This is a genomic window from Mycobacteroides franklinii (assembly GCF_002013895.1).
Lineage (GTDB): Bacteria > Actinomycetota > Actinomycetes > Mycobacteriales > Mycobacteriaceae > Mycobacterium > Mycobacterium franklinii.
Genome location: NZ_MAFQ01000008.1, coordinates 209083 through 229689, shown reverse-complemented (window position 1 = coordinate 229689; position 20607 = coordinate 209083). Strand labels below are relative to the sequence as shown.

The 20607-nt window shown below is 64.4% G+C and carries 16 protein-coding genes, 1 other RNA gene and 1 pseudogene; 11 read left to right on the top strand and 7 right to left on the bottom strand.

Going from position 1 to position 20607, the window contains the following annotated elements; all coding sequences use genetic code 11:
- Positions 1–228: 228 nt before the first annotated feature.
- The 9 genes and pseudogenes from B4393_RS15575 (at position 229) to B4393_RS15535 (ending at position 10097) form a co-directional block, all read left to right on the top strand.
- Positions 229–1854 carry a carboxylesterase/lipase family protein gene (locus B4393_RS15575; RefSeq protein ID WP_109558233.1) on the top strand — a complete coding sequence of 542 codons (1626 nt, stop codon included), beginning with the start codon at positions 229–231 and terminating at the stop codon, positions 1852–1854.
- 16 nt (positions 1855–1870) lie between these two features.
- Positions 1871–3052 carry a 3-deoxy-7-phosphoheptulonate synthase gene (locus tag B4393_RS15570; RefSeq protein ID WP_078334836.1) on the top strand — a complete coding sequence of 394 codons (1182 nt, stop codon included), beginning with the start codon at positions 1871–1873 and terminating at the stop codon, positions 3050–3052.
- Entirely contained in the window at positions 3046–3804 is a 759-nt protein-coding gene (locus tag B4393_RS15565) for an SDR family NAD(P)-dependent oxidoreductase (protein ID WP_070937446.1), read from the top strand. The genes B4393_RS15570 and B4393_RS15565 overlap by 7 nt, the downstream gene beginning before the upstream one ends.
- Before the next feature lie 3 nt (positions 3805–3807).
- Positions 3808–4476, top strand: coding sequence for an isochorismatase family protein (locus tag B4393_RS15560; protein ID WP_070937445.1), 669 nt, complete (start codon positions 3808–3810; stop codon positions 4474–4476).
- A complete protein-coding gene (locus tag B4393_RS15555) occupies positions 4473–6329 on the top strand; it encodes an anthranilate synthase family protein (protein ID WP_078334835.1) in 1857 nt (618 codons plus the stop codon). The genes B4393_RS15560 and B4393_RS15555 overlap by 4 nt, the downstream gene beginning before the upstream one ends.
- Before the next feature lie 5 nt (positions 6330–6334).
- Complete coding sequence (locus B4393_RS15550; RefSeq protein ID WP_078334922.1) at positions 6335–7303, top strand: amidohydrolase family protein; 969 nt, start codon at positions 6335–6337, stop codon at positions 7301–7303.
- 55 nt (positions 7304–7358) lie between these two features.
- A pseudogene (locus B4393_RS15545) lies at positions 7359–8662 on the top strand (HNH endonuclease signature motif containing protein).
- Positions 8663–8668: 6 nt separating this feature from the next.
- An RNA gene (gene ffs, locus B4393_RS15540) (signal recognition particle sRNA small type) lies at positions 8669–8765 on the top strand.
- A gap of 48 nt (positions 8766–8813) precedes the next feature.
- Positions 8814–10097: an aminotransferase class I/II-fold pyridoxal phosphate-dependent enzyme gene (locus B4393_RS15535; RefSeq protein WP_078334833.1), complete on the top strand. Its 1284-nt coding sequence runs from the start codon at positions 8814–8816 to the stop codon at positions 10095–10097.
- Here B4393_RS15535 and B4393_RS15530 read toward each other — a convergent pair.
- The gene (locus B4393_RS15530; RefSeq protein WP_078334832.1) at positions 10094–10750 is read right to left on the bottom strand and encodes a hypothetical protein; all 657 of its coding nucleotides are present in this window, start codon (positions 10748–10750) and stop codon (positions 10094–10096) included. The genes B4393_RS15535 and B4393_RS15530 overlap by 4 nt on opposite strands.
- 31 nt (positions 10751–10781) lie before the next feature.
- A complete protein-coding gene (locus tag B4393_RS15525) occupies positions 10782–11516 on the bottom strand; it encodes a hypothetical protein (RefSeq protein WP_078334831.1) in 735 nt (244 codons plus the stop codon).
- A gap of 109 nt (positions 11517–11625) precedes the next feature.
- On the opposite strand from B4393_RS15525, the gene B4393_RS15520 reads away from it, so the two are divergent.
- Complete coding sequence (locus B4393_RS15520; RefSeq protein WP_078334830.1) at positions 11626–13662, top strand: DNA polymerase III subunits gamma/tau; 2037 nt, start codon at positions 11626–11628, stop codon at positions 13660–13662.
- Here the strand turns inward: B4393_RS15520 and B4393_RS15515 are convergent.
- The 5 genes from B4393_RS15515 to B4393_RS15495 all read right to left on the bottom strand — a co-directional run bounded on the left by B4393_RS15515 (position 13659) and on the right by B4393_RS15495 (position 19316).
- The gene (locus B4393_RS15515) at positions 13659–14969 is read right to left on the bottom strand and encodes a class I SAM-dependent methyltransferase (protein WP_078334829.1); all 1311 of its coding nucleotides are present in this window, start codon (positions 14967–14969) and stop codon (positions 13659–13661) included. The genes B4393_RS15520 and B4393_RS15515 overlap by 4 nt on opposite strands.
- Positions 14966–16336, bottom strand: a complete 1371-nt coding sequence (locus tag B4393_RS15510; protein ID WP_109558226.1) for an FAD-binding oxidoreductase — start codon at positions 16334–16336, stop codon at positions 14966–14968. Before B4393_RS15510 ends, B4393_RS15515 begins: the two co-directional genes overlap by 4 nt.
- 76 nt (positions 16337–16412) lie before the next feature.
- Positions 16413–17687 (bottom strand): phosphopyruvate hydratase, encoded by a 1275-nt coding sequence (gene eno / locus B4393_RS15505; protein ID WP_078334827.1) that lies wholly within the window; start codon positions 17685–17687, stop codon positions 16413–16415.
- Entirely contained in the window at positions 17684–18658 is a 975-nt protein-coding gene (locus tag B4393_RS15500; protein ID WP_078334826.1) for a phosphotransferase family protein, read from the bottom strand. The genes eno and B4393_RS15500 overlap by 4 nt, the downstream gene beginning before the upstream one ends.
- Positions 18645–19316 (bottom strand): TetR/AcrR family transcriptional regulator, encoded by a 672-nt coding sequence (locus tag B4393_RS15495; RefSeq protein ID WP_191988837.1) that lies wholly within the window; start codon positions 19314–19316, stop codon positions 18645–18647. The genes B4393_RS15500 and B4393_RS15495 overlap by 14 nt, the downstream gene beginning before the upstream one ends.
- 91 nt (positions 19317–19407) lie before the next feature.
- Between B4393_RS15495 and B4393_RS15490 the strand changes: the two genes are divergently transcribed.
- Positions 19408–20601: an acyl-CoA dehydrogenase family protein gene (locus B4393_RS15490; protein WP_078334825.1), complete on the top strand. Its 1194-nt coding sequence runs from the start codon at positions 19408–19410 to the stop codon at positions 20599–20601.
- The last annotated feature ends 6 nt before the right edge of the window (positions 20602–20607 follow it).

Genomic DNA, 20607 nt, shown 5'->3' with positions numbered 1-20607 from the left:
ACACAAAGTGACGGACTATGCGGGTGCCCCGCTACACCGACGTTGGTGGACTAATGCGAGATGACTGATTGGTGAACAACCCTCTGAACTGGGACTTGTTGTTTGCGGCCTGAGTGCATAGGTGGCGCAATGGGGTGGCTAAGGGGTCAACTTGACGGATTGTCTCCGAACTGACGAATTGAATTCGCGATTGTTTGGTGCGCGATGCCGTATCCCGAAGATGGAGAGGTGATTACCCGGCGGGAATTGCTAGGAACAGCCTTTACGTTGGCTGGAGCGGCGGCGATTGCCGGTTGCGGCTCGCAGGCTCGCGCGGCAAACCCGCAAGTTACGGTGACCGGCGGCGCGATTCGGGGGCAGACCGCCGGCAAGGTGCACGTGTTCCGTGGCATCCCCTACGCGCAGCCGCCGACGGGAGAGAATCGTTTCCGATCCCCCCGCCCGGTGACTCCGTGGGGAGACACGTTGAACACCACCCGGTTTGGCTCTGACTTCATTCAGCCGACCGGTGGCGATCCGGTGCGCCAAGAAGATGCGCTCTACGCCAATGTGTGGACGCCGTCGGTCGACGGCGCAGCGTCACTGCCGGTGATCGTCTACATCCACGGTGGTGGCTGGTCCCGGGGTGCGGGCAGCCTGCCGGTGTACGACGGGGCAGCGCTCGCCGAGCGCGCCGGTGCCGTCGTCGTCAACTTCAACTATCGGTTGGGTGCGTTCGGGTTCTGCGGTCATCCGGCCCTGGAAGACCCCGCTACCGGGCTGCACGCCAACTGGGGGCTGCAAGACCAGATCGCGCTGCTGCACTGGGTTAGTGAGAATGCCAGGGCATTTGGCGGCGATCCGGGAAACATCACGCTCATCGGCACCTCCGCGGGTGGTGCGAGCACGTGGCAGCTGGCCCTGCATCCGCAGACGCGCCCGCTACTGCGCCGGATCATCAGTATCAGCCAGGCGCATGTGTGGAGTCCGTACCTCAGTCTCACTCCGGACGATGCCACCGCGGTGTTCGATGCGCTGGCCGCCGCTCAGGGGGTCGCGGTGAAGAATCTGAAAAACATACCGGCGGATCGGATCCGCGATTGGTGGGTTGCGCAATTCGCCCTGCCGAAGCAGCAGCGGGTGGTGAAGAGCGGTCGTCAGTACCGCGGTCCGGTGCTGGATCCGGTGCTACTTCCGGCCTTCGATGTCAATCAGCCGTTACCAGACATCCCCACCATCTCCATCTATACGAGCACCGAGGGAGCCTTCTTCACCGGCCCCAATGCGCCCGAGCCACAGGCGCAGCCCACCGATGCGGCCTCGCTGCGCGCCGCGTTCCGCGACATCCTGGAGCAGGGGGTGCCCTCCGTGTCGGGGTCGACTGTCTCCGATGCCGTTGCCTTGTACACGGATTCGGCGAAGCAGGACGGCAGGCCGACGGATCCACTATCGCTGTGGACCGAGCTGTGGGGCGATGCCCTGATCCGTCACGACATCCTCGCGTTCACCCGTCGTGTGGCGGTGGAGCGACGCGCACCGCTGTACCTGATGGAGTACGCGCACCCCGTGAGGCCGCCGTACTTCGGTGTGCCGCACGAGTCGACATCGCCGTTCCTGTTCGGTACCTACGCACACCCGACCAACGTGGCCAAGTTCGGCGACGGGCCGAAAGAGCAGGAAACCTCGGCCGCCTTCATGGATCTGGTGGCGGAGTTCGCGCACGGCAAGGCGCCGACAAGTCCGCGGCTGCCGCAATGGGATCCGGTGGGCCAGGACGTGCGCCAGCTCGTGCTGCGTGACGGGGCCGGAACCATCACCACCCCTCCCAAGACCACACAGCTGGGCGTTCTCGACGCAGTCCAGTGGGGCAAGTGAATCGGAAATCAAACGAATGGAGATCACGAGAATGACTGCGCCATCACTGCTGCTCAATACCGGACGGGCTGTACAGCAGCCGGTCTGGGAGAACAACGCACATCTGGAGCGGGTGCGCTCGGAGCTCAGCGAGCTGCCCGCACTGGTCGGATCCGACGAGATCAGGACTCTGCGCACGCTGCTGAGCACTGTCGCTCAGGGCCGGGCCACCATCATCCAGGCGGGTGACTGCGCAGAGGACCCGCAGGAGTCGACCGATGCCCACGTGGCCCGCAAGGTTGCGCTACTCAACATCCTCGCCGGCACCATGCGGATGAAGACGCATCGTCCGGTGCTGCGCGTCGGACGCATCGGCGGGCAGTATGCCAAACCGCGGTCCAAGCCCACCGAGACCATCGACGGTGTCGAGTTGCCCTCATTTCGTGGGCATCTGGTCAACGGTCCGCAGCCGCATCCGGTGCATCGGCGCGCCAATCCGGACCGGATGCTGGCCGGATACTGGGCCGCGAACCGGGTGATGAGTCACCTTGGGTGGCGGGTACCTTCCTCACTGTCGGTCATCGAACCGCCGGTGTGGACATCCCATGAGGCGCTACTGCTCGACTACGAGGGGCCCCAGCTGCGTCGCGACGGTGAGAACCGCATGGTGCTCACGTCCACACACTGGCCCTGGATCGGCGACCGGACCCGGCATCTCGACGGGCCGCATGTCGAATTGTTCTCCCGCATCGCCAATCCCGTCGCGTGCAAGGTGGGGCCGTCGATGACGACGGAGGACCTGCTCGCGCTATGCGAAAAACTGGATCCGGAGCACGAGAGCGGCCGGCTGACGCTGATCGCACGGTTGGGTGCCTCGGCGGTGCGGTCCAAGCTCCCCGATTTGGTTGCCGCCGTGCGCGATTCCGGCCACCCGGTGATCTGGCTGTGCGACCCGCTGCACGCCAACACGGTGTCCACAGATTCGGGGTACAAGACTCGGCACGTCCAGACGGCCATCGACGAGGTACGTGGTTTCCGCGAGGTGCTCGCCGATGCCGGTGTGCACGCGGGTGGATTGCACCTTGAGGCCACTCCGGACGACGTCATCGAGTGCGTTTTCGACGGCTCCCAGAATCACGAAGTGGGCGAGCGGTATTCAACGCTGTGCGATCCGCGACTCAACGCCGCGCAGGCGACCGAGGTGGTGTCCGCATGGTAGCGGTGGTCACCGGCGCGGGCGGCGGAGTCGGTTCACGGGTGGTGACCACGCTGGCACGCCGGGATGAGCGGGTGGTTGCGGTGGATATCGATGAGGTGGCTATCAAGCAGCTCGTCGAATATGCCGCCGATGAGGGGCTAGATGTCATCGGGCAGGTCCTTGACATCACCGACGACACCGCCGTCGCGGTGGGGGTGTCCGATATCGAGTCCCGTGTGGGGCCGATAACCTCGCTGGTCAACGGCGCGGGCGTACTGAGGACGGGTGCGGCGGTGGAGTTTTCCGACGCAGACTGGGCACGCACCTTCGATGTCAACGTACGTGCGCCGTTTGTGCTGAGCCGGGAGGTGGCGCGGCACATGATTCCGCGCCGCGCGGGATCAATCGTGACGATCGCCTCTAACGCGGCATTGGTGGCGCGCAAGGGAATGACGGCGTATTCGGCGTCCAAGGCGGCCGCCAATGCCTTCACCAAGAGCCTCGGGCTGGAGCTCGCCGAACATGGAATCCGTTGTAACGTGGTGGCTCCGGGATCTACGGACACCCCCATGCTGCGGGCCATGCTCGGTGATTCCTCCGACGCTGGACTCATCGCCGGAAGCCTTGACGACTACAAGCCGGGGATTCCGTTAGGGCGCGTTGCCCAACCACAGCACATCGCCGACGCCGTGGCCTTCCTGCTTTCCGACCAGGCCGCCCACATCACCATGCATACGCTGGTGGTCGACGGCGGCGCGACGCTAGGGGTTTGACCCATGACCACCGTCGATGCTCTTCGCGTAAACGGCTCATCGCCAGCCACACGCGGCATCCCGATCATTGCCGAATACGACCTGCCGACCGTCGATCTGCTACCCGCCAACACCGCGACCTGGCAGATCGATCCCGACCGCGCTGTGCTGCTCATTCACGATATGCAGCGCTACTTCCTTGCTCCACTGCCTGTTTCATTGCGTGCGGAGCTGGTGAGCAACGTCGCCGCCATCCGTGACCGGAGCGTCGCGGCCGGAATCCCGATCGCCTACACGGCCCAACCCGGCAGCATGACCCAGGAGCAGCGCGGTCTGCTCAAGGATTTCTGGGGCCCTGGGATGCGCGTCGACGAGGAACATCGCCGGATCGTCGATCCGATCGCTCCCGAGGCGGGCGATTGGGTTTTCACGAAGTGGCGCTACAGCGCATTCCATCGCTCGGCGCTGTTGGAGCGGATGCATGCGACCGGGCGGGACCAGTTGGTGATCTGCGGTGTCTACGCACACGTCGGAGTGCTGATGACGGCGGTGGACGCGTTCACTCACGATATCGAGACCTTCCTGGTCGCCGATGCGATTGCCGATTTCGATGACGAATCGCATTGGATGGCGCTGGAATACGCGGCGCGGCGGTGCGCCGTGCTGACCGTTACGGACGAGGTGCTGACATGAGTGACCTGCTGGGGCGGGTATTGGCCGGAGAAGCCGGACCGTTCGCGCTGTTGTACCGGCCCGAATCCGGTGCGCCGGAGACCGTCGATGTGTTCACCGGCGCGGTGGCCTCCGTCGAAAGAATCGCCGACCTGCCATTGCGTGACCATCAGATTGGGCATGATCTGCTGGCGTTGGTGCCGTATCGGCAAATCGCCGAGCGCGGATTCGTGGCGCCGGATGACGGTGCTCCGCTGCTGGCGCTGGCGATCGAGCAGCAGGAGCTGGCGCCGCTGCCCGAGGTGCTGGATCGAATCCCCGAGCATCCGGTAGTCGTGGGCCACAGCGATTTCGACATCGACGACGAGGAATACGCGCGGCTGGCGTCGGGCATCATCTCCGAGGAGATAGGTCAGGGTGCCGGCGCCAACTTCGTGTTGAAGCGGAACCTGCTCGTTCAGTTGCACGATTATTCGATCAACACCGCGCTGACGCTCTTCCGCCGGCTGCTGGAGCGTGAGAAGGGAGCGTATTGGACGTTCCTGGTGAGCACCGGGGAACAGGTGTTCGTCGGTGCCACGCCCGAACGTCATATCAGCGTGCAGGATTCGTTGGCGGTGATGAATCCGATCAGTGGGACCTACCGGTACGGCGCCAATGGTCCGAGCCTGGATGCCGTCATGGAGTTCCTTGCCGACACCAAGGAGTCCGATGAGCTCTACATGGTGGTCGATGAGGAGCTGAAGATGATGGCCCGCATCTGCCCCGACGGTGGCCAGGTGCAGGGACCGTATCTGAAGGAGATGGCGCGGCTCGCGCATACCGAGTATTTGATCTCGGGTGTGACGAACCGCGATCCACGAGAGATTCTGGCCGAGACCATGTTCGCGCCCACTGTGACCGGAAGTCCATTGGAGAACGCGTGCCGGGTGATCCAGCGCTACGAGCCCAAGGGCCGCCGGTACTACAGCGGTGTCGCCGCGTTGATCAGCACCGACCCGGCTGGCGTGCGCCAATTGGATTCGGCGATTCTGATTCGGACCGCAGAGATTTCGCCGGATGGAGCACTGACCGCCGGTACCGGCGCCACCATCGTTCGGCATTCCGATCCTGCGAGTGAGGCTGCCGAGACCCGGAGCAAGGCAGCGGGACTGCTCTCGGTGTTGACCACTCGCCGTGAGCTGCGCAGTCATCCACGGGTAATGGAGGCGCTCGCGAACCGCAACACCGGTATCGGAACCTTCTGGCTAGGGCACGGTTCGGGGGAGAGCGCCACGAACTTGGCGGGCCGTACCGCGCTGGTGGTCGACGCCGAGGACACCTTCACCTCGATGATCGGGCTGCAGCTGCGAGCCTTGGGATTACGGGTGGAGATCCGCCGGTTTGATGAGCACATCGATCCCGGATCACATGACTTCCTGGTGCTCGGCCCGGGGCCCGGAGACCCGACGGCGATCGATATACCGAAGATTTCCGCCCTCACCGCATTGACGAAGACGGCTTTGACTCGGCGCGTACCGTTTCTGTCGATCTGCCTGAGTCACCAGGTGCTGTGCCGGCAGCTGGGCCTGCCTGTCCGGCGCAGGGAGCAGCCGAACCAGGGTGTGCAGCGGCAGATCGATCTGTTCGGTACCGAGCGGTACGTCGGGTTCTACAACACCTTCGCCGCGGTGACGGGCGGGGAGTGGGTGGACACCGCGGCGGGCCGGGTGCAGATCAGCGCGGACGCGGTCACGGGTGAGGTGCATGCATTGCGTGCGAAGCGATTCGCGTCGATCCAGTTCCATGCCGAGTCCATTCTGACCCGGGATGGCGTCGGGATCTTCGGTGAGCTGTTGACGCCGCTGGCGACGGGGGTTCCGGTACTAGCATGACGAGTGTGCGCATCGACATTCACGCTCACCTGTGGTCCGATGACTATCTCTCGTTGCTTGACGGTTACGGGCGCCCCGGTACCGATGTCCATCGCGGTCTCGGAGCCGGGGCTACGCGGGATGATCTGGATGGGCGTTTTGCGTTGATGGATGAGGCGGGCGTGGACCTGCAGATCCTCACCGCGACACCGGCATCGCCGCATTTCGAGGATGAGGTTGCGGCCGTGGCAAGTGCGCGGTTCGTCAACGACGAGTACGCGAAGCTGGCGACGGAGTATCCGGGGCGGTTCCGTGCGCTGGCATCATTGCCGCTACCGCATATCCCGGCCGCGCTGGAGGAATTGACTCGGGCGATCGATGAGCTGGATATGTACGGCGCGGCGATCACCACCTCGGTGCTCGGGCGTTCCATCGCCGATCCGATCTTCGATCCGCTGTATGCGGAGCTGAATCGCAGGGGTGCAATCCTTTTCGTACATCCCGCGGGGTGTGGTGCGGAATCCTCACTGATCACTGATCACTCACTGACCTGGTCGATCGGGGCGCCGATCGAGGACACCATCGCGATCATGCATCTGATCGTCGCGGGTATCCCGTCGCGGTATCCAGACATGAAGATCGTGACCTGTCATCTGGGCGGTGCGTTGCCCATGGTGTTGGAGCGCGCGAACCGGCAGGTCACCGAGTGGGAAGCGACGCATTGCCCGGAAGCGCCCAAGGATGCGGCCCGCCGGCTTTGGTACGATACCGTCGGACATGACCACACGCCCGCATTGCAGGCGGCTGTCGCGTCACTGGGTGCGGACAGGCTGATCTTCGGATCGGACTTTCCCTACCAAGGGGGCGCCAGGTACATCAGCTCCGCGAGCTATATCGAGGATGGTCTGCCGGCCGAGGATGCGTCGTTGATCCTGGATCGCAACGGCGCAGAGTTATTGGGGTTGAGCGGCGCTAAACATCTTCTGCCCCAATAGTTTCAACTGTCACAAACCGGACTGTTCTGTCGGTGGATGTCGTTATTATTCGAACATGAGTTCGATCGGGGTGTTGGAGGCGGCGGTTGATGTCTTCTGCGCTGATTCGGTCGATGGGCTCACGGCCGCTGAGGCGTTGACGGTGTTGGCGCGCCTGGAGGTTGTGCAGCGCCGATTGTCTGCCCGCGGTGTGGGTTTGGTTCCGAAGGTGACGGGTGAGGCGTCCCCGGTAGAGCTTGGGGGCACGTCGTTTCCGGATGTGTTGTCGCGGCGGCTGCATATCGGTAAGGGTGCGGCGCGGCGCCGGATCGCCGATGCGCAGCAGCTCGCCCCGCGGCGGGCGATCACCGGTGAGGTGCTTGAACCTCAACTACCGCGCACCGCCGAAGCGTTGGGGCGCGGCGATATCGGCGAGGAACACGTGCGGATCATTCGGCAGTTCTTTGACCGGTTGCCGGTGGTGGTCGATGCCCCGACCCGCGAGGCAGCCGAGGCGCAGCTGGCGGTAATGGCCGCGCAATTCAGGCCCGAACAGTTGCGCACCGGCGCCGACCGGATGATGGCTCTGTTGAATCCGGACGGGGAATTCTGCGATGTGGATCGGGCGCGGCGCCGCGGGGTGAGCATCGGGCAACAAGGCTTTGACGGCATGTCACCCATCTCGGGACTACTCGATCCAGAGACCCGGGCGTATCTGGATGCGGTGTTTACGAAACTGGCCGCACCGGGCATGTGCAACCCGGCCGATCAAAGCCCACAAGTGGATGGTGAGCCGTCACCGGAAGCTGCCGAACACGACACCCGAACCAGTGCCCAACGCAACCACGACGCCCTGCGCGCGTGCCTGGGCTCAACACTGGCTTCCGGGAACCTGGGTTCACACCACGGCCTACCGGTCACCGTCATCGTCACCACCACACTCAAAGAACTGGAATCAGCAGCCGGTATCGCCATCACCGGCGCCGGCACCCGCCTGCCCATGCCGGATCTGATCCGCGCCGCATCGCATGCTCACCACTACCTGAGCATCTTCGACGACAACGGCAGACCCCTATATCTCGGACGCACCAAACGGATCGCCTCGCCCGATCAGCGGATCGTGTTGCACGCCAAGGATCGCGGCTGCACCCACCCCGGCTGCAGCGTGCCCGGATATCTCTGCGAGGTCCACCACATCGACGAATGGGCCCACGGCGGGGCCACCGACATCGACAACCTCACCTTCGCCTGCGGACCCCACCACCGCCTCCTGGACCACGGCTGGACCACCCGAAAACGCGCACCGACGGCACCACCGAATGGACACCCCCACCACAGCTGAAGCTGGGTGAGGAAAGACCGCTGACCCCCGCCTACTAGACTGGTCGCTGGACCCCGCGCGGCGTCTATCCTGTGAACTCCCCCAGGGCTGGAAGGCAGCAAGGGTCAACGGGCTCTGTCGGGTGCGCGGGGTCCCCTTTCCGAAGATCGCGCCCTCCGGATGCCCCTCAGGGGCGAATAGGGGAAAGTCGTGTCGTTCCTGTCGCTTGGACCCGACGAACTCGCAGCTCAGCATCGGTTGCAGCAGGAGAATTACACCCAGCTCAAGGCCAAGGGTCTGTCGCTGGACCTCACCCGGGGAAAGCCCGCGCCAGAGCAGCTCGATCTGTCCAACGGTCTGCTGTCCCTACCCGGCGCCGATGATTTCCGCGACGGCAATGGCACCGATACGCGCAACTACGGCGGCGGCAATGGCCTGCCGGAGCTGCGCGCAATCTTCGGCGAGCTGCTCGGCGTCCCGGCGCCCAATCTGATTGCCGCCAACAACGCCAGCCTGTCGCTCATGCACGACGTGATCGTGTACTCGCTGTTGCACGGCAACGTCGACTCGCCGCGTCCTTGGTCGCAGGAGCCATTGGTCAAATTCTTGTGCCCGGCGCCCGGGTACGACCGCCACTTCGCGATCACCGAATCCTTCGGCATCGAGATGGTTCCGGTCCCGCTGCGTGAGGACGGCCCGGATGTCGACCTCATCGAGGAACTCGTCGCCTCTGATCCGACCATCAAGGGCATGTGGACCGTGCCTGTCTTCTCCAACCCGACGGGCACGGTGTACTCCTGGGAGGTCACCCGTCGCCTCGTCCAGATGAATACGGCCGCACCGGATTTCCGGTTGTTCTGGGACAACGCCTACGCCGTGCACACGCTCACACACGATTTTGTCCGGAATGTGGACCTGCTGGGTCTCGCCGAAACCGCCGGGCACCCCAACCGCCCGTTGATCTTTGCCTCCACCTCCAAGATCACCTTCGCCGGTGCGGGCGTCAGCTTCATGGGCGGATCGCTGGCCAACATCGCCTGGTATCTGCAGCATGCCGGTAAGCGCAGCATCGGGCCCGACAAGGTCAATCAGTTACGACACCTACGCTTCTTCGGCGATGCCGAGGGCGTCAAGCTGCACATGCAGAAGCATCAGCAGATCCTTGCGCCCAAATTCCAACTGGCACTTGAGATCCTGGACGATCGGTTGAAGGAGAGCAAGATCGCTTCTTGGAGTGAGCCCAAGGGCGGCTACTTCATCAGCCTTGATGTGCTTGATGGCACCGCCAAGCGCACCGTCGCCCTGGCCAAGGAGGCCGGCATTGCGCTCACGGAGGCCGGGGCTACGTTCCCATACCGAAACGACCCGGACGACAAGAACATTCGGTTGGCGCCGACATTCCCGCCGCTGGAGACCGTAGGCGCTGCCGTCGACGGTCTTGCGACGTGTGCACTGCTGGCGGCGACCGAAAAGCTGTTGGAGCGTGGCGCCTAGGGTGCGTTTTGCACCTTGCTGACCTGCTTGTTGAGCAGCGTCAGCGCCAGCTTGTCGTCATCGCTGGTCCACGGCTCCATGGCGTGTAAGACCTTGACGGTCACCGTGGTGCCCCGCGGCTGTGCGGTGAGCGTCTTGATGGTGATCGGGACGGTCTGTTCACCGTCCACGCCCAGGTTGCCCGTGAAGACGGTCGCGGTCGTGTCCACAGTGGTCGCGGAGACCTTCTCCACTTTCACGCTGCCCCTTCCGCCCACTCCGTCGAGATCCAGTGTGACGGACGCGCATCGCCCGGCCTTCTCCTGCAGCGATGCGAAAGAGTCGGCAATGCCCTTGCCGACCACCACGTCCACGCGGATGGCTCCGTCCTCGTACTGCGCGGCCGCTTGGTCAAAGGTGACGGTGTCGTGATTGACGAAGATGTTGCACTCGACGGGGCTTACGGTGGGGCCGTCTTGGCCCGGCTGCTTGAGCACCTCGTAAGTGCCGGAACCGTCGGGGAAGTCCTCGCGCGGCAGCAAGAGACTGGTGGGATCACCCTTGGGCAGTCCGGGTGAGCCATCTGATTTCGCTTCACCCTCGACGACATTGGAGCACGCGGAGACGATGATCAGCGCGGCGGATATCGCTGCGATGGACAGTGTGCGAGTCACAGGATTCCCCAACCGTTGCGTGCCTAGCTGCCTATGGCGCGTTCTGCACCTTGGCGATCTGCTTGTTGAGTAGATCCAACACCAACGTGTCCTGCTCTGGTGTCCACGGATCTATGAATCGGTCGACCTCGATCCGCACGGTCGTGCCTCGAGGGTGTGCGACTGCGATATGCGACTCGACGCCGATCTGATCTCCGTCGGGCCCGAGAAGGCCGCCAATCTTGACCAACTTGGTCTCCACCGCGGCACCAGGCAGGTCGGCAATGGAGACTTTCGCCTTCATGGCCACCCCGTCGCCCTCCATTTGCACCGACGCGCATTCTTGTGCCCGCTTCGCGAGATCCTCGAACGACTGCTTGATCCCGAGCCCGACACTGCTCTCCGCCGTCACGGTGTCCGCCTCGTACTTGGCTTGCGCTCTGTCGTAGTCGCCGTCTCCCTCGGAAATGAACTCGTAGCATCCGGGCGGATTGACCTTCTCCGGCTTGGGCTTGCCGGTCTTTTCCTTATCCAGCTGGCCCTTGTCCTCGACCGTGAACTTCCCATTGCCTGCGGGAAAGTTCTCACGGGTGAGCAACAGCGCGCTCGCCGGGCCCGTGGGCAACTTCACGGTCGGCTCATCCGGCTGCTGCGAACTTGACGACGGCACCGGTGGATTGTCCGGCGATTCCTTAGATTCCTTGGAACAAGCGGAGGTAAATGCGAGTGTGATGACACTCGCGCCCACCGCCAACACAGTGCTCATATCAACGCGACGTGTCCTCATGGCCGGACTTTAGCGAACAAGATCACCCGGCGTGGCGGTTTGTTCGCCGGATGGCCCGGGGAGGGGAGCTGGGTAGAACAGTCTGTGGTCGCCGGTACCCTTGCTCTCCGTGGCCCTGTACCGCAAGTATCGCCCGGCGAATTTCGCCGAAGTCGTCGGCCAGGAGCATGTCACCGGACCGTTGACCACTGCCCTGGACGCTGGCCGGATCAACCACGCCTATCTGTTCTCGGGGCCCCGTGGCTGCGGTAAGACGTCCTCAGCCCGTATTCTGGCCCGCTCGCTGAACTGCGCGCAGGGGCCCACCTCGACGCCCTGTGGCACCTGTGACTCATGTATCGCGCTGGCTCCCAATGGTTCGGGCAACGTCGACGTCATCGAGCTCGACGCTGCCAGCCACGGTGGTGTGGACGACACCCGCGAGCTGCGCGACCGCGCCTTCTACGCGCCCGCTCAGTCGCGCTATCGCATCTTCATCATCGACGAAGCGCACATGGTCACCACCGCGGGTTTCAACGCGCTGCTCAAGATTGTCGAGGAGCCGCCTGAGCATCTGATCTTCGTCTTCGCGACCACCGAACCGGAGAAGGTGTTGCCCACCATCCGGTCGCGTACCCACCATTATCCGTTCCGCCTGCTGGCACCCAGGACGATGCGCGCGCTCGTCGAGAGCATCTGTGCGCAGGAGAACGTGGCCGTCGACGATCCGGTGTATCCGCTGGTGATCCGCGCCGGTGCGGGGTCCCCTCGCGACACCCTGTCGGTGCTCGATCAACTTCTTGCCGGCGCCGACGAAGAGCGCGTCACCTACCAGCGGGCGCTCTCGCTGCTGGGTGTCACCGATATCGCGCTGATTGACGACGCGGTGGACGCACTCGCCGCCGGTGACGGCGCCGCGGTGTTCGGGGCCATCGAAGGCGTGATGGATGCCGGGCACGATCCGCGGCGATTCGGCACCGATCTGCTTGAGCGTTTCCGCGATCTGATTGTCCTGCAGGCTGTTCCGGATGCCGCGGAGCGCGGCGTGGTCGATGCGCCACAGGATGTGCTCGAGCGCATGCGGGAGCAGGCCGAGCGCATCGGTCCTGCCACGCTGACCCGGTACGCCGAGGTGCTGCATGCCGGGCTGGGGGAGATGCGTGGTGCGACGGCGCCACGGCTGCTGCTGGAAGTGGTGTGCGCGAGACTGCTGTTGCCGTCGGCCGCCGATGCCGAATCGGCTGTGCTGCAACGTGTCGAGCGTATCGAGAAGCGTCTGGACATGTCGGTGCCGGAGGCCGGTGGAGGAGGCGCGGCACCGCGTTTCGTCCGTAAGTCGCAGGCGCCCGCTGCCCCAGCTGGGGAAGCACCCACTGTCCCGGCCGCGGAGGCGCCCGCGCCACCCGCGGCGACTCCGGCGCCCGAACCACCCACGCCGGCACCGGCTCCCGCATCCGAACCTCCGGCACCAGCACCAGCACCAGCACCAGCACCGACGCCTGCGCCCGCGCCGAGTCCGGAACCGGGACCCGCTCCTGAACCAACACCTGAGCCTCCCGCGCCGGAACCCGTTCCCGAACCGGAACCTCCCGCGCCGGAGCCAACTCCCGAGCCTGAACCGGAGCCCGCTCCAGAACCCGAGCCCCGCCAGCCCGGTGCCCTCGATACCACCGCTGTGCGCAATGCCTGGGCGGAAATCCGGTCCAAGGTCAGGGACCGCAGCCGCACCACGGAGGTCATGCTCTCGGGCGCTACCGTGCGCGCCATCGAAGGCAAGACCCTGGTGCTGTCCCATGATTCGCCGCCGTTGGCCAAGCGCATCACCGAGTCGCGCAACGCCGAGGTCATCCGAGAGGCGCTGAAGGATGCGCTCGGCGTGGACTGGGAGATCCGCTGCGAGGTGGGCAGCGCCGAGGCGACGGCGCCTGCGGCAGGTACCCGACCGGCCAAGGCTGCCCCCCGGGTGGTGACCCGTCCGAGCCGCCCGACGGCTGCACCCGAGCCGGCTTCCGAGCCGGAACCAGAGCCGCCGTCGCCCGAGGAGGAAGAGGAGCAGATGCTCGCCGAGGCCGGGCAGGGCGAGGCGGGGCCGCGGCGTGACCCCGAAGAGGTTGCGCTGGAACTGCTTCAGACCGAGCTGGGCGCCCGCAAGATCGATCCCAGCTAGGGCTGCCACCACGGGCGCAGCGGCAGCGAGGAGCCGCCACGCTCATCAAGCTTGGTGGCCAACACCTGGTGTAGCTGAACGACGTTGCGTTCGAAGCCCAGTCGCGAACCGGCCATGTACAGGCCCCACACCTTCGCGGTGGCCTCGCCCACTTCACGCACCGCCGCATCCCAGTGTTCGACGAGGTTGGCGCACCACTCCTTGAGTGTCAGCGCGTAATGATGGCGCAGGTTCTCCTCGTGCAGCACCTCGAGACCGACGTTCTGTATCTCGGTGATGATCCTGCCGGATCCGGTCAGCTCCCCGTCGGGGAACACGTAGCGGTCAATGAAATACCCTGCGACGGCAGAGGTTCGGTTGTCGGGACGGGTGATGCAGTGATTGAGTAGCAGGCCACCGGTCTTGAGCCGCGACTGCAGGAACCGGAAGTACGCCGGATAGTTCGCGATGCCGATGTGCTCGGTGAGCCCGATGGACGAGACGGCATCGAACTCGCGTTCCGTGATATCGCGGTAGTCGGCATGACGAACCTCGGCCAGATCCGAGAGCCCCTCGTCGGCAATGGCTTTCTGTGCCCAGGCCGCCTGCTCCGCGGAGAGTGTGACACCGGTGGCCCGTACGCCGCGCCGCGCCGCGTACCGGACCATCGACCCCCACCCGCAGCCCACATCGAGCAGCCGGTCACCGGCCTTGAGCCCCAACTTGTCGAACACCAGCCGGTACTTGTTCTCCTGCGCCTCCTCCAGGCTGGCATCGGCGTGGGGATAGCAGGCGCACGTGTAGGTCATGGACGATCCAAGCACCCACTCGTAGAACGTATTCGAGACGTCGTAGTGATGATGGATGGCCTCGGAGTCGCGTGTCTTGCTGTGACGGAATCCTTCGACGATCCGCCGCCAACGGGGCAGGGCCTCCTGCGGCGGTGGCGCGATGGGACGCAGATGCTCAAGACCGATCGATCTGACGATGTTGGCCAGCACCCGCGCGGGTGGACGTTTGAAGTCCAGCCTTTCGGCCATGGCCTTCAGCAGCTCGTACGGGTCTCCCGGATGAACTCCCTGCATCTCGATATCGCCCGAGACGTAGGCCCGCGCCAGACCCAAATCACCTGGAGCCGTTGCCAAATATGTGGTGCCGCGTGGAGTCAGCAGGTCGAGTCCCAGTTCCGCGTTCTCCGGACCAGCCTTGCTGCCGTCGTATGCGCTGAACCGCAACGGCAGATCACCGGCTGCCATGATTTCCAGGATCTCGGCCAGCGAGAGCTTGCCGCTCTCGCCTCGGTCATTCTTGGCTTGTGTGGTTGTCATTGTCGCCGTACCGCCTTCGCATAGAGATCCAGCAATCGGTTATCCGGGTCGTACGTCTTCTTCAAGGTCCGGTAGTGCTCGCCGCCGTATTGCGACTCGAACTCGTCGCGCGAATAGAAGGAGTCTGAGTACAACGACTTGTGCCCACCCAGCTCACCCACCTTGCGCTCGATGAGCCTGTTGGTTGCGCCCTCGACGGGACCGACGGGCACGGAGGACCAAAACCCGATGTTGACGTACGTCTGTCTCGACCGTATCGGATACAGCGGCCAGCCCTGGTCATCACGTAACCGCAAGGGACACAGCCACACCGGTTCGATCGGGATCTCGTCCAGGAACCAGCGCAGGAACTCCGCGGTCTGCGCGATCGGTACCTCGACGTCTTGCACGACACGTTCCCGGGCCGGACGTCCGTTAAACCGCTCGATGCGGTCGGCGATGTCATAACGCTGGTCCAGACCGATCATCTTCCAATACACGCTGCTGCGCCGGTACTTTCGCGGCCACAGTCGCCGGATGCGCGGATTTTGCGCACCGAAGGCGCGTGAACACCAGAACCAGTCCGTGTCCCAGCGCCATAGATAGTCGTGAATTGTCAGCCGATCGTTGCTGATTCCGTCCGCGTGCTGGATTGACCGGTAGTAGATGCGTTGCCCGGTGTAATCGCTCACCGGTCCCGCAGTGGCCGTCTGGGTGCCCAGACAGAGGTAGGACTCGTCGGTGCTGAACACCACGCCGTCCACGTAGTCCACGGGTTCGCCCTGATAGGTGGCCGAGTCCACGACTGTGTCCATCGCCGTCACCAGTTCATCGACGCTGTGGAATCGAATGTGTCGCAAGGCGACGAATGGTTTGACGGGTTCGAGTTCGATGCGCAGACGCACCGAGTAGCCCAGCGTGCCGTACGAATTGGGGAAGCCTCGATACAGATCCGGATGCCGATCCGGCGCGGCGGTGATGATCTCGCCGGCGCCGGTGAGAATGTCCATCTCGACGACGGATTCGTGGGGAAGTCCGTTGCGGAAGGATGTGGATTCGATGCCGAGTCCGGTGACCGCTCCACCCAGCGTGATCGTCTTGAGCTGTGGCACCACCAACGGCGAGAGCCCGTGCGCAAGTGTTGCCTCGACCAGGTCTTCATAGGTGCACATGCCGGCCACATCGGCCGTCCTCTTGACGGTGTCCACGTCGATGACACCGGTGAGCCCGGAGGTATCCAGGCCCGGTGTGGTCGACTTTGCCCTTGCGCGGAACAGATTTGACGTGGGCTTAGCCAAACGGACAGTCGCCGTCGTGGGAATGGCCCGGTAACTTCGCAGTAGCCGGTTCACTCCCTCGGCGTGCGCCGATCCCAATGTGATAGGCACAATTCCTACGCTAGCCCGGTTCCGGGCGGGGCGCATCCGAGATCTTGATTCGGCGACTACGCGCGACTAGCGGGGACTAACCGAGGGTCAATCGTCCTAACCGAATCGGTGCTCCGCCAAGCTGTTCGTCGATGCGGAGCAGCTCGTTCCACTTGGCGGTGCGTTCGGATCTGGTGATCGAGCCCACCTTCAGTTGCTCAGCGCCCCAACCGACCGCCAGGTGCGCAATGGTGACATCTTCGCTCTCACCGGATCGCGCGGAGACGATGGTGTCCCATCCGCAGTCGTGAGCGGTATCGTGCGCGGCCTTGGCGGCACTGAGCGTTCCTGCTTGATTCGGCTTTACCAGCAAGCCGTTACACGCTCCGGTTTCGGTTGCTCGTCGCACGCGCTCGGCGTTGGTCACCGTGAAATCGTCTCCGACAACCAGGACACGATGTCCCACTGCTTGAGTGAAGGCCGCCAGCGCCGCGGGGTCGTCCTCGGCGAGGGGATCCTCGATGGAGGCGATCGGATACTTATCGATCCAGCCGATCAGAACCTCCGACCACGCGTCGGAGTCAAGCTCGGTGCCATCGAGCCCCAGGCGGTAGCGGCCGCCACTGCCGAACTCACTTGATGCGATGTCCAAGGCGATCGTTACCTGGGCGCCGGGCTGCAATCCGGCGCGCTCGATAGAGGCGACCAGCAGCTCCAAGGCGTCCTCATTGCAGTCCACCACCGGCCACCAACCCCCCTCGTCGGCCACCCCGGCAAGCCTGCCCCGTTCGGAAAGTATTGCCCCGCAAGCGCGATGGATCTCGGCCACCCAATTCAGGCCCTGCTCGATGCTGTCCGCAGCGGCGGGAACCACCATGAAGTCCTGGACGTCGGTGCGACGCGCGGCATGGGCGCCGCCGCCAATCACCTGAATCTCCGGCATCGGCATTGCGGCCGTTCGATCGCCGATCAGATACCGCCACAAAGGTATTCCATGTGCGGCCGCGGCCGCGTGTGCGGCTGCCATCGATATCGCCACCGCGGTATTCCCGCCGATGTCCGCGAACTCGGCCGAGCTGTCGGCCGCCGCCAGCGCCGTATCGACGGCCTGCTGGTTCGTCGCATCAACGCCGACGAGATGCTGGGCCAGGCCCCGGGCCGCGGCCACGGCTGTCGTCACGTCGTACCCGGCGAAGGGCCTGCCGCCGTCCCGCAAGTCGGTCGCCTCACCGCTGCCCCGAGATGCGCCGGCCGGAGCGATCGCGCGCCCGATGCTGCCATCGCCGAGGAGCAGCTCCGCTTCGACGGTCGGCCGTCCCCGCGAGTCCCATACCCGTCGAGCGTGCACACCGCTGATCTGTGTTCCGGTCATAACCCCTCCAACTGTTGTGCGACGGCCAACGGATCGGTGGCGGATTCATGCAGGGCCCGTCCGGCGCGCACGCGTAATGAATCACGTTGTGCGTCAGACAAATAGTCGACTGGCGAACGCCCGTCGACGCGGGCCAGCGCCAACGCGGGCAGGAGCCGCGCGGTGCGAGCGGCAACCGCATCCGGGGACTCCCAGGAGACGTCTCGCAGGTATGCGGCGAGGAGGTGAGTGCTCGTCTCCTGCAGTAGATCGCGATGCTGCGGCGTCCATATCCGCTTGAGCAGCAGGTGATTGAGACAGAATGCGAGGTCGAAGGCGGGGTCGCCATACCAGGCGCATTCGGCGTCGGTCAATACCGGCCCGTCGGCGGTGACGATGATGTTCTTTGGACTCACGTCTCCGTGTACCAGCGCGATCCGAGTGTTCGCAAGATCGTCGGCAAGCGTCGACAGGACGGCGGCGTGTTGGGGGAGGCGCTGTGCTGGATAGCGCAGATATGGCTCGATCCGCAACGCCTCGAACAGGTCATCGGAGGCGAATTCGCTTGCCGCCGTGTCATCACCGGCGGTGTGGGCATGCACGGCGGCCAGGCGCGCGCCGAGTACCGCGCCGACCTCCGGATCGATGCGGCCGGCGGCCAGATCCTCTCGCCAGGACGGGACAGATCCCAGATCGACCATCGCGAAAGCGTGCAGACCCTCGTCAGCCACCACAACCTCCGGGACGAAGGCCGGAACGATCTTCGACACGGCCGTCAGATAGCGTGTTTCGAAGGCGTTGCGCGCCACCGGTACTACCCAGTGTGCTGCTACGCGTAGCCGCTCGACGGCCCGCTTGACCACGACCGATTCCCCGGAACTCAGCCGGACGCGCCATACATCGGAGGACACCCCTCCGGTGAGCGGTTGCGCCTCCAATGGCACGAGTTCGGCGCGGTATAGAAGTGTCACCACCCAGTCAGGTGGCGCCATGCGCGCCTTCGGATTTCCACCACAGCGCGTTGAACCAGATGCGGGCCAGTGTGTCGATGGCTTCCTCATCGGTGACCGAGCTGCGCACGGTCTCGCCGCCCTCGACCAGCCAGACGTAACAGAAGTAATCCATCATCGCGCCGATCGCCGATGCGGTGATATCGGGATCCATCCCCGGGCTGTACCCGCGTGTTTGTAGATGTCGAATGTTGTTGGCGATCATCGTGCGTGCGGGGGCCCGCAATTTTCGCCAATAGTCCACGAAGGTGGGATCGATCTGGGCTGCCTGGAACACCCCGGAAAGCACCGGCGCATGTTCCCGATAGGTGGTCCAGTACACCGTGACGATGTCTCTGATCACGTCGTACGGTGCGCGATCGCTGGTTGCGACGGTGTCGCCGCGCGCGTACGCGTCGTCGCGGAACTCATCGACCATGGTGCGCAGCAGCTCGGCCTTGTCGGTGAAGTAGTTATAGAAGACTCCGACGGATTTCCCGGCCTCGGTGGTGATGTCGACGACCCGTGTCTCGGCGTAACCGACTCGGGAGATGACCTCGCGCGCGGCGTCCATCAAGGCGCGGCGGGTGCTGCGCCCGCGCTGTGTCGAGGGCTGATCGGCGGCTGTGGGCCGGATCGCTGAATCGCTAGACATCACCACTCCGCCAAGGCTACATTAAACCTGAATCGAGATTCAGTTTTAATTCGATCGTGTGTCATCCACTAATGATTGCGCAGGTTGCGAGGTTTTGATGACGAGTTCGACAGCAGTGCAGCCCGATGCCGTTGCGCGTGCGCGTGAGCTTGCGCCCGCCATTGGCGCCAGAGCGCTGGAAGCAGAGCGTCTGCGGCGGATGCCCGACGAGACCATCGCCGAGCTGTCCCAGTCGGGGCTTTTCAGCCTGATGGCGCCGAGGCGATACGGGGGCGATGAGGCAAGCCTGGAGACCCTGGTCAGTGCGGTCATCGAGGTTGGCAAGGTCTGCGGATCGAGCGCCTGGACGTTCTGTATCTACGGGATTCACAACTGGCTCGCCGGCTTGTTCCCCGAGAAGCTGCAGGACGAGATGTTCGGGTCCGTGCCCGCCGGGTCTCCCTTGCTGTTTCCGGGCAGCTGGTCGCCGTCGGGTATCGCCACCCCGGTCGAGGGCGGCTACAAGATAACGGGGCGTTGGCAATTCGGTAGCGGTGTGTGGCACTCGTCATGGGCGTCCGTCGCCGCGGTGGTGCAACATGATGAGCAGCCGAAGTACCCCGACCTGCGCACCTTCATGATCCCCCGCTCCGACCTGGAGGTCATCGACACCTGGTTCACCTCGGGCTTACGGGGTACCGGAAGCATGGATATCGCCGTCAACGACGTCTTCGTTCCTGAGCACCGGGTGCAGGAGTTCGGTCCGCTGGCACGTGGGCAGTCGCCGTCGGCGGAACTGCACGGGTCTGCCATCTACCGGATACCGCTCTTCTGTGCTCTGTCCAATGTCGCGGCGGCGCCCGCGGTCGGGATGGCCCTGGGCACGGTGGAGCTGTTCACCGAGAAGATCAAGACCAGGGTGATGCGGTACTCGATGCAGGAGCAGTCCAAGCTTGCCACCGCGCATCGCCGCATGGGACATGTTGCTGCACAAGCGGAATCCGCCCGGGCTCTGTTGCTGGACACAGTGCGGAATGTGGAGGACAAGCTGCGTTCGGGCGCGGGACTGACGACGGAGGATCGGGTGGCCGTGCGCCGCAACTGCGCCTACGTGGTGGAGGTGTGTAAACATGCGATCGCCGAGGCGGTCGAGGCGTGCGGCGCTTCAGCGCAGTACGAGGACTCACCGTTGCAGCGTCACTTGCGCGATGTGAACACGTTGTCCACACACGTTGTGTATGACACGGATTCGGCCTACGAGCTGTTCGGGCGGGTAGAACTCGGCCTGCCGCCGGGGTCTGTCGCGTTCTGATGAGTG